The sequence below is a fragment of the Proteus cibi genome (genome assembly GCF_003144405.1).
GTDB lineage: Bacteria > Pseudomonadota > Gammaproteobacteria > Enterobacterales > Enterobacteriaceae > Proteus > Proteus cibi.
The window spans coordinates 33,186-54,512 of record NZ_PENW01000016.1 but is presented as its reverse complement, the minus strand read 5'-3'; the positions used below and the strand labels follow the sequence as shown (position 1 = coordinate 54,512).

At 37.6% G+C, this 21,327-nt stretch carries 13 protein-coding genes; 4 read left to right on the top strand and 9 right to left on the bottom strand.

The window, feature by feature from the left end; all coding sequences use genetic code 11:
- Positions 1 to 339 precede the first annotated feature (339 nt).
- The 6 genes from DK865_RS09260 to DK865_RS09235 all read right to left on the bottom strand — a co-directional run bounded on the left by DK865_RS09260 (position 340) and on the right by DK865_RS09235 (position 8,629).
- Positions 340 to 2,175: a tyrosine decarboxylase gene (locus tag DK865_RS09260; RefSeq protein ID WP_109391734.1), complete on the bottom strand. Its 1,836-nt coding sequence runs from the start codon at positions 2,173 to 2,175 to the stop codon at positions 340 to 342.
- 515 nt (positions 2,176 to 2,690) lie between these two features.
- Positions 2,691 to 3,716, bottom strand: a complete 1,026-nt coding sequence (locus tag DK865_RS09255; protein WP_109391733.1) for an NAD(P)H-quinone oxidoreductase — start codon at positions 3,714 to 3,716, stop codon at positions 2,691 to 2,693.
- Positions 3,717 to 3,844: 128 nt separating this feature from the next.
- Positions 3,845 to 4,729, bottom strand: coding sequence for a DUF362 domain-containing protein (locus tag DK865_RS09250; RefSeq protein WP_109391732.1), 885 nt, complete (start codon positions 4,727 to 4,729; stop codon positions 3,845 to 3,847).
- 14 nt (positions 4,730 to 4,743) lie between these two features.
- Positions 4,744 to 5,616, bottom strand: coding sequence for a dimethyl sulfoxide reductase anchor subunit family protein (locus DK865_RS09245; RefSeq protein ID WP_109391731.1), 873 nt, complete (start codon positions 5,614 to 5,616; stop codon positions 4,744 to 4,746).
- Entirely contained in the window at positions 5,613 to 6,242 is a 630-nt protein-coding gene (locus tag DK865_RS09240; protein WP_023582118.1) for a DMSO/selenate family reductase complex B subunit, read from the bottom strand. The genes DK865_RS09245 and DK865_RS09240 overlap by 4 nt, the downstream gene beginning before the upstream one ends.
- The gene (locus DK865_RS09235) at positions 6,239 to 8,629 is read right to left on the bottom strand and encodes a DMSO/selenate family reductase complex A subunit (protein WP_023582117.1); all 2,391 of its coding nucleotides are present in this window, start codon (positions 8,627 to 8,629) and stop codon (positions 6,239 to 6,241) included. Before DK865_RS09235 ends, DK865_RS09240 begins: the two co-directional genes overlap by 4 nt.
- Before the next feature lie 573 nt (positions 8,630 to 9,202).
- Here DK865_RS09235 and DK865_RS09230 point away from each other — a divergent pair.
- Positions 9,203 to 9,961, top strand: a complete 759-nt coding sequence (locus DK865_RS09230) for an FNR family transcription factor (protein ID WP_036912995.1) — start codon at positions 9,203 to 9,205, stop codon at positions 9,959 to 9,961.
- A gap of 141 nt (positions 9,962 to 10,102) precedes the next feature.
- Positions 10,103 to 11,053, top strand: coding sequence for a universal stress protein UspE (gene uspE, locus DK865_RS09225; RefSeq protein WP_036912992.1), 951 nt, complete (start codon positions 10,103 to 10,105; stop codon positions 11,051 to 11,053).
- Between the two features lie 71 nt (positions 11,054 to 11,124).
- On the opposite strand, the gene pntB is transcribed toward uspE, so the two are convergent.
- Positions 11,125 to 12,513, bottom strand: a complete 1,389-nt coding sequence (pntB, locus tag DK865_RS09220) for a Re/Si-specific NAD(P)(+) transhydrogenase subunit beta (protein WP_023582114.1) — start codon at positions 12,511 to 12,513, stop codon at positions 11,125 to 11,127.
- An 11-nt stretch (positions 12,514 to 12,524) separates the two neighbouring features.
- Complete coding sequence (gene pntA / locus DK865_RS09215; RefSeq protein WP_109391730.1) at positions 12,525 to 14,054, bottom strand: Re/Si-specific NAD(P)(+) transhydrogenase subunit alpha; 1,530 nt, start codon at positions 14,052 to 14,054, stop codon at positions 12,525 to 12,527.
- A gap of 386 nt (positions 14,055 to 14,440) precedes the next feature.
- Here pntA and ydgH point away from each other — a divergent pair, with 386 nt between their 5' ends.
- Positions 14,441 to 15,394, top strand: coding sequence for a DUF1471 family protein YdgH (gene ydgH, locus DK865_RS09210; protein WP_023582112.1), 954 nt, complete (start codon positions 14,441 to 14,443; stop codon positions 15,392 to 15,394).
- A gap of 266 nt (positions 15,395 to 15,660) precedes the next feature.
- A complete protein-coding gene (locus DK865_RS09205) occupies positions 15,661 to 17,055 on the top strand; it encodes a basic amino acid/polyamine antiporter (RefSeq protein ID WP_109391729.1) in 1,395 nt (464 codons plus the stop codon).
- A gap of 251 nt (positions 17,056 to 17,306) precedes the next feature.
- Here DK865_RS09205 and hrpA read toward each other — a convergent pair whose 3' ends face one another.
- Positions 17,307 to 21,203: an ATP-dependent RNA helicase HrpA gene (gene hrpA, locus DK865_RS09200; RefSeq protein WP_109391728.1), complete on the bottom strand. Its 3,897-nt coding sequence runs from the start codon at positions 21,201 to 21,203 to the stop codon at positions 17,307 to 17,309.
- Positions 21,204 to 21,327: the final 124 nt, after the last annotated feature.

Genomic DNA, 21,327 nt, shown 5'->3' with positions numbered 1-21,327 from the left:
CTAAATGTATATCTAAATCGTTCACCTTATTAACAACATGATTTATCTATGATTATTATTTTCAAATAAGAGGATTAATTATGAATGATTATCATTCTCTAGTTTGCTTTTATGTGCTATCAGTGAAGAAAAAAGAAGATAATTAATAAAGAAGGATAAAAAATAGGCACTTTTAACTTGAAATTCACCCTAAACAATAAAGCATGTTTAGAATACTTTAAGTGACAGCGTCACCTTTAGCCCAATTAAAAAAGCGAAGATAATGAGTAATAACCCACTACTTCGCTTTTTAACAAAAATTATTTTAATTGTAGGAAATATAACAAAAATGAGATATCGCTACTTGTCTAATGCAGATAAAACCACTTTCTTAATATATTGATATCCATTCTTAATTTGTTGTTTATCACAAATTTCAGTACTTTTTATAGTCAGTTGCAACAAATTTAAGTGTTTGATAGTTTCCCACTCATTACTATCAAAACCGCACTCAAAACAAAACTGCGCGGGTGCATCATCACTATTGCGGGCACAAAGCGTTAATAAACTTAAATCTTGTTTATGATGACTTTTTATCACCAAGTTTTCATAGATTTTTTTATTCAGATCATTTTGCGTTTCTAAGTCCGTGTTTCCTTTCTTTACAATCGCAAAATTTAATTTATTAAAATCAGATGCTGATAAAACACGAATATAATAGTACTCACCTTCTTTTTCGAAAGCACTTGCTTGATTAAAGAATAGTTCAAGTTTGATACGCGTTTCCCATTGAATTTGTGCATATTTACCATATCCAGATGAAGTAAAAGGATAGAGTTGATGCACACTCCACATCGACGCTACTGCTGGTGCGGATTGTATACCATCAATTTCAGGAACATCATCAGCTTGCTCTGGACATAATCTAGGGGGATTTGTTAAAAAACGACTAATACGCGCATCTTTAATACATACTACACCTGTAGGATAAGGAGAAAATCCAGCTTGAAACGGTTCAAAAGAGACTGAATCAGCGAGAGAAAGTTGTGTGATACTTTCATATATTTCTGGTGTCAATTCGAGTAATGGTGCTTCTTTCTTTAATTTCTTACATAAAATCTGATAAGGGATGAGGTCATAATTATCATCAAGAAATAAGCTTTTCATATAACCAAATTGTGATGCATCAATATGGATATAAAAGGAATTGTTGTATTTTTCCTCACACTCTTTTCTTAGTTCAAAAAGTGGTTTTAACTTATCAACACAACCATAAGACGGTGCGCCTAATATTCCTATAACACCAAGAATAGGCTCACCTTGTTCAATCAGACGAAAAACAATACTACGTGTTTTTTCAGTATCTGTTTTAAATGTTTCATCGATAGGCAATGCAATAAGGTTGTCATACCCCAACCCAAGTATATCCATTGCTTTTTTCCAAAATTCAAAGCGGGAAACGGGAACAAGTAATTTTCCTAAATGCATTGTTTTTGTCATGCCCGTTCCTCGGCATGTTAAATGACTAACATCATCAAAAATCCCACGCTCATTAAGCTGTTCACTTATTGCTAAAATATCTGTGACAGACATATTGAATAACTCAAAGGCTTTTTTATCTGCAACTAAATCTCGTGATTTTGGATGGCGAGCAATTGCCATTGGTAATGTTTTTAAATTTCTGATCGCCCATAATATTTCATAACAAGCAAGAGTATGACTTGTTGTGATATGACCAAATGCATCTTCTGATGAGAAACCGATTAATTTACAGAGATCGCCTGTAATTTTTTTTTCTTGTTCTTTTAGTAAGGGGGAATGATTATTAAAAACATTATCTGAATTGTATGCTAATGCAGAAAGATAACCGAATTTCGCCAATTGCATCACTTGCGAATGATGATGTGCGAAATAGGGTTCAATATCAGATTGATGATAACTGTTTTGCTGTTTTAAAGTTTCTAAAATACTTTCATAAGCATTATCTACTGCTTTTTTTTCAATAGTGTTACTTTTTAATTTGGCTTCTAAACTCTCACTATTATTTCTTTTCACTTTATTTGCTTTAGAAAAAGAATACTCACTATTCATTAGTATTTTTGCCATCTCTCGATGATAACATATAAGAGTATCAATGGTTCGGGTATGGTATACACGCTCTGTAGCACTCAGACAGGTTTGTTTGTAATTTGCCATCATCGCACCTATATATAAATTTTTATTATCTGTTTTAATGAGAATTGTGTTTATTAATCGTCAATAATTAATCCTTATTCAAATGATATACCACATGATGAGTAAGAATCTTCTTTATTTTATTGATATCAGTTAATATTTTTCTAATTTGATTTAGGTAAATGACACTTTAATGATAAATGATTTAGCTTTATTTGTTAGTTTCTTTAAATTATTATCAATTTTGATTTAAGTTATATTTCTGTAAATGTGATATTATTTTTGCTAAGGTCAACATTTAAACCTATCTTAATCAGAATCAATGAATAGTTGTATTGATTAATGTCTATTAAAAAGAACAGATATTAAATTGCTTATCTGAAATAAGAATTTATTTATTTAAATGTTATTCATTTTTTCTTCAATATATAAAAAAACACATGAAATATGGACATGTGTTTTTCGGAATATTCGCTTTTTAGAAAGTAAAATAAGTGCTTTCTCTTATATCAAATAAGTTTTAAGCACTCTTTTTTTTACTCTTTTCCGTTATAAGACAAAGTTTCAAGCATCACTTTACCAATTAAATCACCAGACTCCATTAACTCATGTGCTTTCCCTACGTCTTTTAATGGAAAAATAGCATTAATGATTGGTTTGATTTTTCCTTCAGCAATGAGTGGCCACACTTGCTGTTTCAATTCTTGTGCTATTTGTGCCTTCTCTTCTATTGAACGAGAGCGCATTGTTGAACCAGTATGAATTAAACGCTTAATCATCATTGGCATCATATTTAAATTTTTAGGCATTCCTTTCATCATACCTACTTGTATAACGCGCCCAAACTTACTGGCAACTTGATAATTTTTTTCTATGTAATCCCCACCAATAATATCAAGAATAACATCAACACCTTTCCCTTCAGTTAAAATAGGAATTTCTTTAGCAAAATCGATTTGTTTGTAATTGATGACATAATCAGCGCCAAGATCGCGTGCTACGACTGCTTTTTCTTCAGAGCCGACCGTAGTATAAACGGTTGCACCTATTGTGTGGGCAAGCATGATGGCAGTTGATCCAATTCCCGATGTTCCACCATGGATCAGAACAGATTCACCTTGTTTTAGCTTCCCTAACTGAAATAAATTAGCCCAGACAGTAAAGAAATTTTCAGGCAATGCCGCTGCTTCAATATCTGTTAAATTCATTGACGGTAATGCAATGTCTTCATGTGCAATACAATATTGAGCATAACCACCACCAGCAACTAAAGCACAGACTCTATCTCCTAACTGCCATTTTGTGCAGCCTTCACCTAATGCGACAACCTCTCCAGCAACTTCAAGGCCAGGAATAGGAGAAGCATCTGCTGGTGGCGGATAACTACCTTGACGTTGGAAAACATCAGGGCGGTTAACACCGGAAGCTGCAACTTTGATCAAAAGATAATGTGGAGGAAGTGACGGTATCGGTGATAGTTGGGGTTGTAATTTATCTATACCACCTGGCTCTGTAATGGCAATTTCTAACATATCCGCAGGTAAAACAGTTGTTTTCATCATAGGCTCCCATTCTATTTGATCACTTTCGCAATTTAATAAAAAATAAGTAAAATCAATATCCTATTGCGAATTACAATAAGAATATTACCTTATTTAGCAATAAATAACTTAAGTGTATTTAAGAGAGATTATAACCAACCTTGCTTCTGATGTTGTATGCAAATCGGGCACAATTTTGCTTCTGGAGTCCACGATAAAAAGGCTAAACGGCATTTTTCACAGTGGGCATCATAATAATGGTAGTGTGTTGGCTCATTATTTTTAGCCACTTTTTCATTAACATGAATGGATTTAGGAAAACAAACCACCTCACAACTCATACACCCCGTACAACGTTTTTCATCAATCGTGAATATATTATTTTCAAGTTCAATCGCACCTTCATCACATACTTTGGCGCAGGCAGAACAAAGAATACAACTGTCTTTATCTAACTGAATGTGGAACCAACTGTCTTCAGGATAAAGTTGTTTTCTTGCATTTAATCCTGTTCTTACTTGATCTTTATTGAGTGGTTTTTCATCTAGTTTTTGACGAAAAAGCATAAAACGGCGCCCACTATCAATATCAGTAGGTTCAGTGATTATTAATTGCCAAATAGGCTCTTGTAATATTTTTAATCGAAGATTTAAGTTTGCTAAAACAGGAAGCCATTTATCCACTAAAGGCTGTGCTATCTTCATTCCTCTAATTTGATATTGCCGGTGCCACACTAATAATTCTTCTGTACTTGCTAACGGTTCATCGTGATTAACAACTAGGTAATTATCTTGGTGTGTTCTTTCGTGAGGGGCAATATTTTCTATCGCGTCAACGGGACAGGTAAATAGACAATTACCACATTGAAAACAGAGTTCATTATCTATTTTTACATCTAAATGAGCAAAAGTGATAGCGCCCACAGGACACACTTTGGAGCAACTATCACATAGGCTTTGTTTGAGGCGTTTTCTCACACATTTATCATTAATAATTGGTTCAGGCGGAAGATCCACCTTAATAAAACGCCTCATACATCACTACTCCACTACTTAACAATAAAGAATGCAAAACGATTGAGGATCTCTGCAATCAGTATTATTGCGCTACTTGCTAACACCATACGCAATCCTGAAGTAAATACAGCATGGCGATATTTCCATACGCTGTACCCCATCATTAAAATACCAAAAACTGACATAAGCCATGCAGATATTCTTAATCCGAATGTTTCATTATACGCAATGATAGGCGTATGAGGGAACGTTATTGCATCATTTGTTGAAATGACTTCTGACATCCACTCCAAATAGAAAGGCTGTATAACCATACGTAATGTTACAGCAAGGAAAACAACCACTAATGCACTTATTACAATCCTTTTTGCTAACGCATCATTCACAAATGCTTTAACACGAAATGCGGTTATTGATAATGCAATAACAACCCCCGCTGTAAAGAGTGCACCTATAAACATAAAATAGGTATTTGCGTGCTGCCAGGTCAGCATTGATGTGTTGTAATACAGTGATGCCATACAGAATATATCGATGATGCCAAGCAAACCAATAATTGCCAGTATGGTTTTATTCATATGCCCTTTTATCAAAACAATTAAGGTATATAGACACAACGCACCAAGATAAACTGCAGCAAATATGATTTCACGACTTAGCCATGATGAAGATATATGGCGTAATGCATGAAAAGCATTCCATGGATATCCCATGTGTAAAGTTGAGGCTAATAATCCTAAGCAACCTAAAATAGCCCCCGTTAATAACACAGGACGCATAGCAACGGTTGCTCTTTGATGACCAATTTCCGTTTCTAGCCAGCAAAAATAAAGGGCGGTGAAAATAGTCACACCCACAGAACTTTGGACGAATAAAGTAAAGGTAACTAATGGCCATTCACTCATGCTTGAACTCCTCCCTTTTTCGTCGCCCCTGTATGAGGTTTGATCACTAAATTCGGGTTTGTCAGCGTAAAATCGGGTAATCCTTGAACTTGGTTTAAATGCCCGTATTTCGCCCTTAACTCTTTAATCTTGCCAAACTTAATCGCATTGAGTGGACAGGTATCAACACAAATTGGGTTTTTGCCTTCTGCTAACAGGTCGATACAAAAATCGCATTTTGACATCTGCCCGGTTTCTTCATTCATTTGTGGTGCACCATAAGGACATGACCAAGCGCAGTAACCACAACCTACACATTTAGAGGTATCGACACGGACAATGCCATCACCTTCACGCTTATGCATGGCAGTAGTCGGGCAGTTTTTCACACAAACAGGATCGGTACAGTGATTACAAGAAATCGTCAATGTATAAGCAAAAACATTATTAACCAGACCACCTTGTCCTGTTGGTGCAAAACCGCCACCTTTGACTTCATAAATACGGCGAAAACGGCGTCCTACTTCTAAATTATTTTTATCTTTGCATGCCACTTGGCAAGCTTTACAACCCGAGCAACGAGAGGAATCAATAAAGAAACCGAGCTGTTCATCACTCACTGGCGCATATTCTTTAAAGTCGCTCATGCTTTGGTTACCTCAACTAAGACGGTTAAATGCGAGTTACCATGTGCTAATGGTGTCATTCGTGTTGATGTTAAAACATTAGGGCATCCGCCATGATCAATGCCATTTTCATCAGGCATCCACCATGCACCAGCTTGCAATCCAACCACACCTGGAATAATGCGTTGTGTTACTAATGCAGGGATTTGGGTTATTCCTCTGTCGTTATAGACACGCACCATATCACCATTTTTGATCCCTCTATTTTCAGCATCAATTGGGTTTATCCACACTTCTTGACGTTGCACTTCTTGTAACCAAGGATTCGCATATTGCGTTGAGTTTGCGCGGTTTTTCCCTTTCCACGTTAGCATTTGTAATGGATACGTTGCTGTTAACTTATCTTCAGGGCCTTCAATCGCTGGAACATAATGAGATAATGCCGGAATATCCGGATCATTCATGTCATAAAGACGTTTAGAGAAAATCTCAATTTTTCCTGAGGGTGTTGGAAATGGATTATTCTCAAAATCATTGATGTTTTCTTCAAAGGCAATAAAAGGTTCATCTTTGAAAAGATAACGACGTGTTTTGAGTAGCGCTTCAAAATTAGGGAAGTCAGGTCTATCTTGGAAACGCGCTTTATTGGTATCAACAAGATGGGCTATCCACTCTTTTTCACTTCGACCTTCAGTAAATGCCTCTTTTACGCCCATTTTTTCTGCTACGTCTGTTATCCACTCATAATCAGAACGACGCTCAAAAGCGGGTTCAATAACTTTTTCAGATAGCAGGAAATAGTTACCCGTTCCCCATGTATTACCAATGTTCCAACGCTCTAAAAAACTGGTTTCAGGTAAAACAAGATCAGCATATTTTGCAGATGGAGAGAGATATAAATCACTAGCAACAATAAATTCAACTTTTGAATCATCAGCTAATAATTTAGCTGCCGCATTGACATCTGGGTTTTGGTTAACTAAATAGTTACCCGCTAAAGAAAAGATCATTTTGATATTGGTATCGAGTTTATCAACACCTAAAAGACCATCTTCAACACGGACTTGACTTGCATCATCAACCGCTTGCATCCAGTTCATGATGGATATCTGGGCTTTAATTGGGTTCTTCCCAATATTCGGACCACGCATAGATTGACGATTACCAATACCGCCATAACCAGCAGCCCATGCCCCTTTTTTACCTACATTTCCGGTGATTGCGGCTAATAATGTCGAACCTCGAGCACTACGCTCACCACAAATATGACGTTGAGGTCCCCAACCTTGAATGAGAGCAGCTGGTTTTGTCATGGCATATTCGCGAGCGAGTTGGCGAATAGTATTTGCAGGGACTCGAGTGATTTTTTCTGCCCATTCTGGCGTTTTTTCTATTCCATCTTTTTGACCTGTTAAATAAGCCACTAAGGACTCATTAGCAGGAACACCTTCAGGCATATGCTCTTCATCAAAACCAATGACATACTTATCAATAAAAGGTTTGTCATGAAGGTTTTCAGTAACAATGACATACATCATTGCATCCATTAAAGCATTATCTGTTGTTGGTAAAAGAGGTATCCATTGATCGGCAAGCGACTGCGCCGTATCTGAATAGCGAGGATCGACCACAATAAACTTAGTACCCTTATTTTTCATTTTCTGAAAATAATGGTTTGTATGACCAAAAATAGTTTCATTAGGGTTATGACCCCATAAAATCACTAGTGGTGTATCTTCAAGTGTATCGAGTGAACTGCCTGTTTTGGATATGCCGTAAGTATAAGGGGTCACTTTGACCGTATTCCCTAAACTAACAGAATGATAATAAGGTAAGTAGCCCCCCGTTAAATTGAAAAGTTTCTTCATCATGGTATCACCAGAGAAGATCCCTCCCGTTACAGCGGTATTGACAGTTAAAAAACGACTTGCCGCACCATATTTTTCAGTTAAACGTAAAATATTATCTGCAATAAGTGTTGTAGCTTCATCCCATGAAATACGCTCAAATTTACCTTCACCGCGTTTGCCCACGCGTTTCATCGGGTATTTTAACCTGTCAGCGTGATAAGAAAATTTACGATAACCTCTGCCACGTACGCACGCTCTCATAATAGGCATCGCTTCATCTAATTCATTATCAGGTCTTGTTGTGATCTGAGTAACAATCCCTTCTTTAATATGGGCTCGTATATCACACTTCCCACCACAGTCAAAAGTGCTGCATGTTGTAACAACCGTTGAGTGTTCTCCATTCATTTTTGCAATTGGCAAACTTTCATCTGCATTCGCTTGTGCATTTCGTGCGAAAAATGGCACTGTCACTAATGCAGCACTTGCTTGAACAAAGTGGCGACGGCTTAACGACATCATCCCTTTGTTATTCTGATTTTTTTCTATTTTTTTCATTGATTTATCATTCTCACATAACAACTCTCATCAGTAAAAATGATAGGATATAGTGGTAAACCCTCATTGATGCACATCAATACCACTAAAGAGGTAATAGAATGTTTCAATATTCCGCACTTCTTTGCAGATCTCCCCTTTTTTATAAAGAAAAGCTAACTCAAGGTAGCATTAAGTTGTATCAAAAATACATTAAGTTGGTTTTTCATGATTTTTTGTTATAAAAATAAAGAGTTATGCATAAAAAAACACAAATATAAGATAAAGCCGTAAATAAAATGTCAATATAAAGATAGAAAATCTTGAAGCGCCTCTTCATTTTTGGCTTTTGACACGGATAATTTAGTAATAGCACTATGACTTCATCAGAAAATCGAATAATATACCAAGTGAGTATAGGGTTAGCGCAAATTGTTCTAAATAGACCTTTAAGCAAAACATTGTTTTTATCAAGATACATGTTTTGTTACATTCAGAATTATTTCCACACGTACCGTTATTCCCCTTACTAATTACTTCAATATGTGTTAAAATTGACGCATATCAATATTTTTATTTGTAATGAGCAAGCTTATGATCCCAGAAAAACGCGTCGTTCGCCGAATCCAATCTGGCGGTTGTGCAATCCATTGTCAGGATTGCAGTATTAGCCAGCTCTGCATCCCGTTTACTTTAAACGAGCATGAGCTTGATCAACTCGATAATATTATCGAGCGTAAAAAGCCCATCCAAAAAGGTCAAACCTTGTTTAAAGCAGGTGATGAGCTGAAATCACTTTATGCCATACGTTCCGGTACAATTAAAAGTTATACCATTACGGAAGAAGGCGACGAGCAAATAACAGGATTTCATCTTGCTGGTGATTTGGTTGGTTTTGACGCCATTATTAATACTGAACACCCAAGTTTCGCACAAGCTTTAGAAACCTCTATGGTTTGTGAAATTCCATTCGAAACGTTGGATGACCTGTCAGGCAAAATGCCTAACTTACGTCAACAAATGATGCGCCTAATGAGTGGTGAAATCAAAGGTGACCAAGAGATGATCTTACTGCTATCGAAAAAGAATGCAGAAGAACGTTTGGCTGCTTTTATTTATAACCTTTCTCGTCGTTTCGCACAGCGTGGTTTTTCTCCTCGTGAATTCCGTTTGACCATGACTCGTGGTGATATCGGTAATTACTTAGGTTTAACCGTTGAAACAATTAGTCGTTTACTTGGTCGCTTCCAGAAAAGTGGCATGTTAAGCGTTAAAGGCAAATACATTACTATCGAAGATAGTACACTGTTAAGTGAACTTGCAGGCAAACTTCCTTCATCAGTTGAAGTTTAATCTGTTACATTTCACACGCTAATTTTATAACGGGGCACACAAATTTGTGTCCCGTTTTCTATTTTGTGCTATTGCATTTTATCTTCTTGGGTTATCTTTAAATTGTAGATGGATAAATCCAGCCCTAAAGAGGATATTACAATGGAAAAATATCAAAACCTTCTCGTTGTCATTGATCCTAACCAAGATGACCAACCAGCACTTCGCCGTGCTGTCTATATCGTTCAGCGTAATGGTGGGCGGATAAAAGCTTTTCTACCTGTTTATGATCTCTCTTATGACATGACAACCCTTTTATCTCCCGATGAACGTAATGCAATGCGTAAAGGTGTTATCAGCCAAAAGGCGGCTTGGATCAAACAACAAGCACGCTATTACCTTGAAGCTGGCATAGAGATTGATATAAAAGTCATTTGGCATAATCGCCCTTATGAAGCCATTATTGAAGAAGTTGTTGCACATCAACATGACTTGCTAATTAAAATGGCTCACCAACATGATAAATTAGGCTCACTTATTTTTACCCCTCTTGACTGGCAACTACTTAGAAAATGCCCTTGCCCTGTTTGGATGGTCAAAGATAAAGAGTGGCCCGAATACGGTACTATCGTTGTCGCCGCAAATTTATCAAATGAAGAATCTTATCATGATGCGCTTAATCTAAAACTGATTGAGCTAACAACCGATTTATCTCATCGCATACAAAAAGATCCTGATGTCCATTTACTTAGCGCCTATCCTGTTGCGCCGATTAATATTGCGATTGAGTTACCTGATTTTGATCCAAACCTTTATAACAATGCACTTCGTGGTCAGCATCTTATTGCGATGAAAGAATTACGCCAGAAATTCTGTATCCCAGAAGAGAAAACACATGTTAAAGAAGGATTACCAGAGCAAGTGATCCCTCAAGTTTGTGAAGAGTTAAATGCGGGTATTGTCGTTCTCGGTATTTTAGGAAGAACGGGTCTATCCGCCGCATTCTTAGGAAATACAGCCGAACAACTTATCGACCATATCAAATGTGATTTATTGGCAATTAAACCCGATGGTTTTACCTGCCCTATTACTGTTGATAGTGATCACGATTAAACGTATTGCTCTGTATATTAAAAAGCCAGTCAAAGTTTTGACTGGCTTTTGCTATTCACTACCTGTATCTATTACAGCGCTTTTAAAATTGCATCCACACTGGCTTTAGCATCGCCAAACAACATCTGTGTATTCTCTTTAAAGAACAGTGGATTTTGAACCCCTGCATAACCTGTATTCATTGAGCGTTTAAACACAATAACATTCTGTGCTTTCCACACTTCTAATACTGGCATACCTGCAATTGGGCTATTTGGATCATCTTGTGCTGCTGGATTGACGGTATCGTTAGCACCAATCACCAAGACCGTATCAGTGTCAGAGAAATCATCATTGATTTCATCCATTTCTAATACAACGTCATAAGGTACTTTCGCTTCGGCTAACAACACATTCATATGGCCCGGTAAACGCCCTGCTACTGGGTGAATACCAAAACGTACTTTTACACCTCGCTGACGTAATTTTTCAGTAATATCATGTACAGGATATTGTGCTTGAGCAACCGCCAACCCATAACCTGGAGTGATGATAACTGAGGTTGAGTTTTTCAGCATATCAGCCACTTCTTCAGCAGTTGTTTCGCGGTACTCACCCATTTCACCTTCTTCTGTTGAAGCTGAGCCATCAGTACCAAATCCGCCGGCTATTACGCTAATAAAAGAACGATTCATCGCCTTACACATAATATAAGAAAGGATAGCACCTGAAGAACCCACTAATGCACCTGTTACAATTAACAAGTCATTGCTCAACATAAAACCTGCTGCTGCTGCTGCCCATCCAGAGTAAGAGTTCAGCATCGAAACAACAACTGGCATATCAGCACCACCAATTGATGCAACTAAATGCCAACCAAATGCCAAGGCAATTACAGTCATTATGATGATTAAGAAAACTTGTAAGCCAACACTGTCCGTTTTAACAAACCAAACCATCAATAAAAAAGAAACAATCAAAGCAGCAAGGTTTAACTTATGACGATTAGGCAACATCATCGGTTTAGAGGACATTTTTCCGCTTAATTTACCATAAGCAACAATTGACCCAGTAAATGTAACAGCACCAATGAAGATCCCTAAAAAGACTTCTGTTAGGTGAATATTCACCATAACAGGTTCCATTGCTGTATTGTGGTCAAGATAGCTGTTAAAACCCACTAAAACTGCGGCTAAACCGACAAAACTGTGTAAGATTGCGACCAATTCTGGCATTTGAGTCATTTCGACTTTTTTAGCTAAACGAATACCAATAACGGCACCGATTACCATTGCAATAATGATCCAACCCACATTACCCGCATAAGGTCCAAAAATAGTTGCGAACAATGCAATTGCCATCCCTGCAATACCAAAGTAGTTACCTTGTTTAGAAGTTTCATGCTTTGATAAGCCGGCAAGGCTGAAAATAAATAATATCGCGGCGACAATATATGCCGCTGTAACAACTCCGCTGGACATAATAGTCTCCCTTATCCTTTACGGAACATTTTCAACATACGTTGAGTAACAGTAAATCCACCAAAAATATTAATACTCGCAATCAATATTGCGATAAATGAAAACAAGCTAACCCAGCCACCACTGCCTATTTGGAGTAAAGCCCCGACGACGATAATGCCTGAAATTGCGTTTGTTACTGACATGAGTGGTGTGTGCAATGAATGACTGACATTCCAAACAACGTAATAACCTACCACACAAGAAAGTGCGAATACCGTAAAGTGAGATAAAAACTCTTTCGGTGCAACATTTGCAAGCCATGCAAACAATAAGAAAGCTATCGCTAATAAACTGTATTTCTTCCAAGGTGAAACCGGTTTAGCAACGGGCTTTTCTTGTGGTTTTACAGCGGGAGCAGCTTTAGGTTGGGCTGAAACTTGAATTGGTGGCGCGGGCCATGTTACCTCACCTGCACGGATGACCGTCACACCACGAACAACAACATCATCAAAATCAATATTGATATTACCGTCTTTTTCTTTACACAATAATTTCAATAGATTAACTAAGTTAGTACCATAAAGTTGAGATGACTGTGCCGGTAAACGAGCGGCTAAATCAGTGTAGCCAATGATTTTTACGCCATGTTCTGTCGTAAAGACTTCATTAGGCACGGTATATTCACAGTTACCGCCATTTTGGGCAGCAAGGTCAACGACAACACTTCCCGGTTTCATTGAATCAACCATCGCTTTCGTAATTAAACGAGGTGCTGGTTTCCCTGGAATTAATGCCGTCGTAATGATGATATCAACATCTTTTGCTTGTTCTGCAAATAATGCCATTTCAGCATCAATAAATGCTTTTGACATTACCTTAGCATAGCCATCGCCACTGCCAGCTTCTTCTTTAAAATCAAGCTCAAGGAATTCAGCTCCCATGCTTTGAACTTGCTCTTTCACTTCAGGGCGAGTATCGAATGCACGAACAATTGCCCCCAGACTTCCAGCTGCACCAATCGCAGCAAGACCTGCAACACCGGCACCAATAACCATCACTTTAGCTGGTGGTACTTTACCTGCAGCAGTAATTTGTCCAGTAAAGAATCGTCCGAATTCATGGGCAGCTTCTACAACAGCACGGTAACCCGCAATATTTGCCATGGAACTTAACGCATCAAGAGATTGTGCACGAGAAATACGTGGCACACTATCCATTGCCATAACGTTAATATTCTTTTCAGATAACTTTTCGAGCAATGCCGCATTTTGAGCTGGCCAAATAAAACTGACTAGTGTTGCGCCCTCTTGTAGCAACGCAATTTCGTTATCCAGAGGTGCATTTACCTTCAAAATAATGTCTGATTCCCAAACATTTTGAAGAGCGAGGATCTCAGCACCAGCTTCCTGATAAGCTTTATCTTCAAAACTTGAGGCAATGCCAGCACCATTTTCAACTGCGACTGTAAATCCTAATTTTATGAGTTGAGTCACTGTAGCTGGTGTAGCTGCAACTCTTGTTTCATTAGAAAGTCGCTCTTTGGGTATACCAATTCGCATAATTTTCCCTTCTTATCCATAGAGATCTGTTAAAATTTCTCCGCTAACTTCACATTCATGCAAAAAAAATGTTAAAAATAATAATATACATGTCATTAATCGGAGTTCTAATAACCTACTGAAAATAAAACCAATAATCTATATCTGTGTAAAGCTAAAATTGAACTTAATTGGATCATTTTAGTCGAAAAGGCATATTTATGAATTATTCACTATATTCAGGTAAATATCTGGTAACATATACTGGTCATTTGACTCTGTGGTGATTCGCTAAATAAAATAATGCGACAAATGCTATTATTACATGTAATAATTAATCCCTATGTGATAAACCACGACGTTCAGCACATGACCAATATTAATTGCGCAAGGCGGAAGGATTTTGTATGAAGCTGAAAACCTCAGTCATCGCAGCAGCGATGTTGTCTTTAACTAATATCACTGTTGCGCAGGCTGCTCAGGAATTAACACCCGAACAAGCTGCAGAACTAAAACCATTTGAAAGAATTACAGTTATCGGTCGTTTTAACGCTATTTATGAAGCCGCTGATGCGGTCTCACGTCGTGCGGATAAAGTCGGTGCTGATAGTTTCTATATTCAAGGTCTAGATGATATTAGTGATAGTGGCAACATGAGTGTTACTGCTGATCTATACCATAAAGATGCACCCAAAGCAGATCAAGAAAGCTATCGCGTTTTTCATGGCGTGAAAGAACTACCAAAACCTGAAGCAATTCTGCTACAGCCATTTGATACAGTTTCTATCCGTGGTTACTTCCCTACAACTCCTGATATTAACGATGCAATCGCAAAAGCAGCCGCTAAAAAAGGTGCCGCATCATTCTTTATTGTTCGTAACGTATCAACGAATGATGGTGGTAATCAAGAAGTTACAGCTTATATCTACAAAAAAGATGCACCTAAACGTGCAATTCAAGCACCAGAAGCTGTCGTTCCTTATGACTCTGATGCAGGTCGTGCTCTTATTGCAGAAGGCGGAGCCGCTGCCAATAAAGTTGAAAAACCAGGTCTTGCTTCAAACACTGATTTCGATAGAAGTGTAGGTGCTTTTGCTGAAACACAAAGCTCAGGTGCTAGTGGCCGTTACACTGTCACTTTACCAAATGGTACTGAAATTCAAGAAGTCAACAAAGCAGCAGCTGCATTAATGGAGCCATTTGATACCATTACATTTAGTGGATACTTTGTAAACTCACCTGAAATTTCTTATCAAGTAGCCAAACGTGCTGCAGCCAAAGGTGCTAAGTATTACCATATTACAAATGAATGGCAAAGTGATGGTGGCACAGTCACTATTACTGCGGACCTGTTCAAGTAATAAAAAATCGCTTACTGAAAAAAACCTTGCTCTGGCAAGGTTTTTTTTATGCAAAATTTAATCAATTAATCATTATTTTATAAAAGTGAATAATTTTTATGATTTAATGCATAGACAACCAAGTCAACTCTCCGTAAAATCTCGCTGTTTTTTAGTGGTTTTAACTTTATTTAAATTTGAGATATTTATATTTATTCTATTTACCAACCAAAAAACAAGAAAATACGCTGTTTATTTACAATTTTAATCATGTAGGTAATTATCCCTTGAATAAGAAACTTGGCTTAATATCACTCACCGCATTAGTATTAAGCTCAATGGTTGGTGCAGGTGTATTCAGTTTGCCTCAAAATATGGCCGAAGTAGCCAGTCCTGCTGCATTGATTATTGGCTGGGTGATAACAGGTATTGGTATCCTCTTTCTTGCTACATCCTTATTACTTCTCTCTCGCCTTCGACCTGATCTTGATGGCGGCATTTTTACCTATGCAAAAGAAGGATTTGGTGAGTTCATTGGTTTTTGTTCAGCATGGGGCTATTGGGTCTGTGCTGTTGTTGCTAATGTTTCTTATCTTGTTATCGTTTTTGCTGCCTTTAGCTTTTTTACAGATACACCAGAGAACGTTATTTTTGGTGATGGAAATACATGGCAGGCATTAATTGGAGAATCAATCTTACTTTGGGTTGTTCATTTTCTTGTTTTACGAGGTGTTCAAACGGCAGCCAGCATTAATTTAATGGCAACAATGGCAAAACTCCTTCCTTTAGGATTATTTGTTATTGTCGCCCTATTAGCATTCAATATGGATATATTTACCCTTGATTTTAAAGGTGTAAATATGGGGGTTCCTGTTTGGGATCAAGTCAAAAATACCATGCTGATTACACTGTGGGTATTTATCGGTATTGAAGGTGCAGTTGTAGTTTCTGCAAGAGCTAAAAATCGCCGTGATGTGGGTCTAGCCACAGTGCTTGCCGTTGTCATTGCATTAGTTATCTATATTCTTGTCACTTTATTATCACAAGGTTTAGTGAGCCAAGCAGAATTGGCGGCAATGAAAAACCCGTCAATGGCGCCGTTACTTGTTCAGCTTATTGGTAATATAGGTGAGATAATTATTGCTGCGGGTCTTATTCTCTCTGTATGTGGCGCTTATTTAAGTTGGACAATTATGGCAGCAGAAGTGCCATATATTGCCGCACTGCATCGCTCTTTTCCTAAACAATTAGGGAAACAGAATAAAAATGATGCTCCTTCATCTTCATTATGGTTTACCAATTATGCAGTCCAATTCTCTTTAGTTTTAATTTGGTTGACGGGAAGTAACTACAATACATTACTGACCATTGCATCAGAGATGATCCTTGTTCCTTACTTTCTTGTAGGTGCATTTTTATTTAAAGTGGCAATTGCACGCAGTAGCCGTGCTTTATTATTAATAGCCATACCTGCAAGTCTATACGGTCTATGGCTACTTTATGCATCAGGTGTTATTAACTTATTACTTTCAGTCGTGCTGTATGCACCCGGTGTCCTAATATTTTTATACACACGAAAACAATATACGGACAAAAAGCCCCTATTATTAAGTGAAAAAATTCTGTTAGCTCTTGTCTTATTTGGCGCTATTCCTGCATTAGGCTATTTAACTATTTACTAAAGACACTCTGAGAGGTACTAGAAAAACAGTACCTCTTTTACTCTCTTCCTCGCTTCTCTTCAAAAACAATTTCACTTAAGTCAAAAAATTTTCCTGCTAAGCTGTTATTTTTATCATCAATGGTTAGGTATTTATAAATCAATAAACATATAGTATGTTGTAACTAATTTATAGGTGGCTATTCATTAGCAAAGCAATAAAAAACCCACAAGAAGCATAAGTTCCTGTGGGTCTAACATATCACGTTTAAATTAGTTAAAACTGACTTGTTCCATCGCCTGCAAGATACGTTTATCTGATATTGGATAAGGTGTACCTATCTGCTGAGCAAATAGACTTACTCTAAGCTCCTCTATCATCCAACGAATATTTTGCACTTCTTCTTGCTGTTTTTGTTTCTCTGTTAGCTTACCTAACCACTGTTGCCACTGTTGAATAACATTTTCAACTCGGCTCATTTGAGCGCGATCACGATTAGGATCAATTGCCAGTTTTTCCATTCGTTTTTCAATTGCACTCAAATAGCGAGGAATATCCGCAAGACGTTTCCATCCATGAGAGGTAACAAAACCAGGAAAAACTAACTGCCCCAGTTGGGCTTTAATATCAGATAATGCAAAGGCTACGCTAATATCGACACGCCCTTTTAAACGCTTATTGATAGCAAATACTTGAGTTAGGATCGCTTCAACTTGTTTTGCTATTTCAACCACAGCATCATTTAATTCAGCTCTGACATATTCTTGCAGTTTTTTATACTCATCTTCTTGCCAAATTAAACCACCATAAGACGCCATCAACTTGTCAACACCACAAGCAATACAATCATCAATCAACTCTAACACTTTGCCATAAGGGTTAAAGTAAAGACCAAGTTTTGCTTTATTCGGTAATTTCTCATGTAGGTATTTTATCGGTGACGGAATATTTAATAATAATAATCGTCTGACCCCTTCCCACATTGAGGCTTGCTGTTCAGATTCTGTTTCAAAAAGCTTTATACCCACACTGTTTTTTTCATCAACGAGTGCTGGATAAGCTTTCACTGAATAACCACCTCGTTTTTGTTCATAACGCTGAGGTAAATCACCGAAGCTCCAAATATGTAAATCTTGTTGCTCAATACCATCATCAGCAACTGCTGATAATGTTTCTTGCACTTTTTCTTTTAAGTTCTCTTTTAATTTATTGAGATTTTTACTTTCTGCTAGCGTTTTATTTTTATCGCCAACAACACGGAATGTCATTTTTAAGTGATCGGCAACTTGGTCGAGTTGCCAACTCTCTCTCTCAACGGTCACCCCCGTCATACGGCGCAACTCTTTTTCAAGTCTATCGAGTAAATCACCCTCAACTTGAGGTACACGCTCTAAAAAAGCAGAAGCATAGTTAGGTGCAGGTACAAAATTACGGCGAATAGGTTTTGGTAACGACTTAATTAATGCCACTATTAATTCATGACGGATACCCGGAATTTGCCAATCAAAACCTTCGTCTTTTACCTGATTTAAAATAGGTAATGGAATATGAACCGTGACACCATCAGCTGCAGTACCTGGTTCAAATTGATAGGTTAAACGTAATTTTAGATTATCTTGATGCCAGTAATTTGGATAATCTAGTGCACTAACACGCTTTGCGTCATCTTTGATAAGCATACTTTTTTCAAAGTTAAGCAGATCAGGTGATGCCTTCTGTGCCTCTTTCCACCATTTATCAAAATGACGAGACGAAACGACATCTTGAGGTATTCGTTGATCGTAAAAAGTAAACATTGTTTCATCATCAACAAGAATATCTCGACGACGAGATTTATGCTCTAACTCTTCAACTTCTGTCCGCAGTTTTAAATTGTCACGGAAAAATGCATGACGAGTTTGCCAATCTCCTTCCACTAATGCATGGCGAATAAAGAGTTCACGACATAAAAGCGGATCAATTTGACTGTAATTAATAGATCGAGAAACAACAATCGGTAAACCATACAGGGTCACTTTTTCATTAGCCATTACCGCACCTTGTGCTTTTGACCAATGAGGTTCGCTATACTGATGTTTCACTAAATGTTCCGCAATAGGTTCAATCCATTCAGGTTCAACGCGCGCCGCAATTCGTCCCCATAAACGAGACGTCTCGACTAACTCCGCCACCATTGTCCATTTTGGTGGTTTTTTAAATAAACCTGAACCAGGGTAAATAGAAAAACGCGCATTTCTTGCACCAGTAAATTCTTGTTTGTCGGCATCTTTTTGCCCAATATGCGACAACAATCCACTTAATAATGCAACATGAACACTTCTAAAATCAGCTGGCTCACTGTTAATAGGGAACCCTAGCTCTTTGACAACCTGTCTCAACTGTGTATAAACATCTTGCCATTCTCGAACACGCATAAAGTTTAAAAATTCTTGGCGACACAATTTTCTAAATTGAGAATGACTCAACTCTTTTTGCTGGGTTTTTAAATAATCCCACATATTTAAAAAAGATAAAAAGTCAGAGTCTTTATCTTGGAAGCGTCGATGCTTTTCATCCGATGCTTGCTGTTTATCCATCGGTCTTTCGCGCGGATCTTGAATTGAAAGTGCAGACGTAATAACCATCAATTCTTTTACTGCACCATATTTACGCGCTTCAAGTACCATTCTCGCCAAACGAGGATCAATAGGAAGTTGTGCAAGTTGTTTTCCCATTGGGGTTAAACGATAAGCACCATTGTGGTCGGTTTCGTCTTGTAACGCGCCTAGCTCTTCTAATAAACGAACACCATCTTGAATATTACGTTTGTCAGGTGGTTGTACAAATGGGAAAGCACTAATATCACCTAACCCTATCGACGTCATTTGTAAAATAACAGAGGCAAGATTCGTTCTTAATATTTCAGGATCAGTAAATTCAGAACGAGAAATAAAATCATCTTCTGAATAAAGACGAATACAAATACCATCAGAAACACGCCCACAACGCCCTTTTCTTTGATTTGCTGAAGCTTGAGAAATAGGTTCTATTGGAAGTCGTTGTACTTTAGTACGATAACTATAGCGACTAACACGTGCAAAACCAGTATCAATAACGTACTTAATACCCGGTACAGTTAATGAAGTTTCAGCAACGTTAGTGGCTAAAATAATGCGTCTGCCATTATGAGGATGAAAAATTCGATTTTGTTCACTGTTAGATAAACGAGCAAATAAAGGCAATACTTCAGTATGACGAAGTTGTCGTTTATTCAGTGCATCAGCCGTATCGCGAATTTCTCGCTCACCGCTCATAAAAATAAGAATATCACCTGCACTTTCTCTGCTTAATTCATCAATAGCATCAACTATGCCATCGGTCATATCCTTATCACTATCAAGCTCGTCACCCCCAATAGGACGATATCTCACTTCAACAGGATAAGTCCGACCAGACACTTCAATAATCGGTGCTTGATTGAAATGTTTGGAAAAACGTTCAGGATCGATGGTTGCAGAAGTAATAATGACTTTTAAATCAGGGCGCTTAGGTAATAGCTGCTTTAGATAGCCAAGAATAAAATCGATATTTAAACTACGTTCATGGGCTTCATCAATAATGATAGTGTCATATTGTAGTAACAGCTTATCTTGCTGTAATTCAGCTAATAAAATACCATCAGTCATCAATTTAACGAGAGTATTGTCGCCAACATGATCGCTAAAGCGCACCTTATAACCTACAGATTCGCCTAATGTACTTTTTAATTCATGAGCGATACGTTCAGCCACTGAACGTGCCGCTAAACGGCGAGGCTGGGTATGACCGATAAAACCTTTGATCCCACGTCCTAATTCAAGACAAATTTTAGGGATCTGTGTTGTTTTACCAGAACCCGTTTCTCCCGCAATAATAACCACTTGGTTATCTCTTATTGCGTTATAAATTGCCTCTTTCTTTTGACTAACAGGAAGGTTTTCTGGGTAAGTAATTTCAGGACAATTGGCACGACGGCGAATTATCATCTGTTGTGCTGTTGTAATATCGTTTTTAATTGCACTTAATACCGCTTGTTTAGACTCTTCATTATTAATTTTAGCGACGCCACGTAGACGTTTTCTTAATCGCTGCTGCTCCCGCAACGATAATTGCTCTATTTCTTGATAGAGCGTGGCAGATGATAATGTCACCTTTTATTATCCTTTTTGAGGTTATTCTAATCAAAACTAATAGTTGTATGATATCACAACAGACTATTGGCACATAAAGGCTTGATTAAATTTCTTAGTATATGATTTTATATAATCAATAATT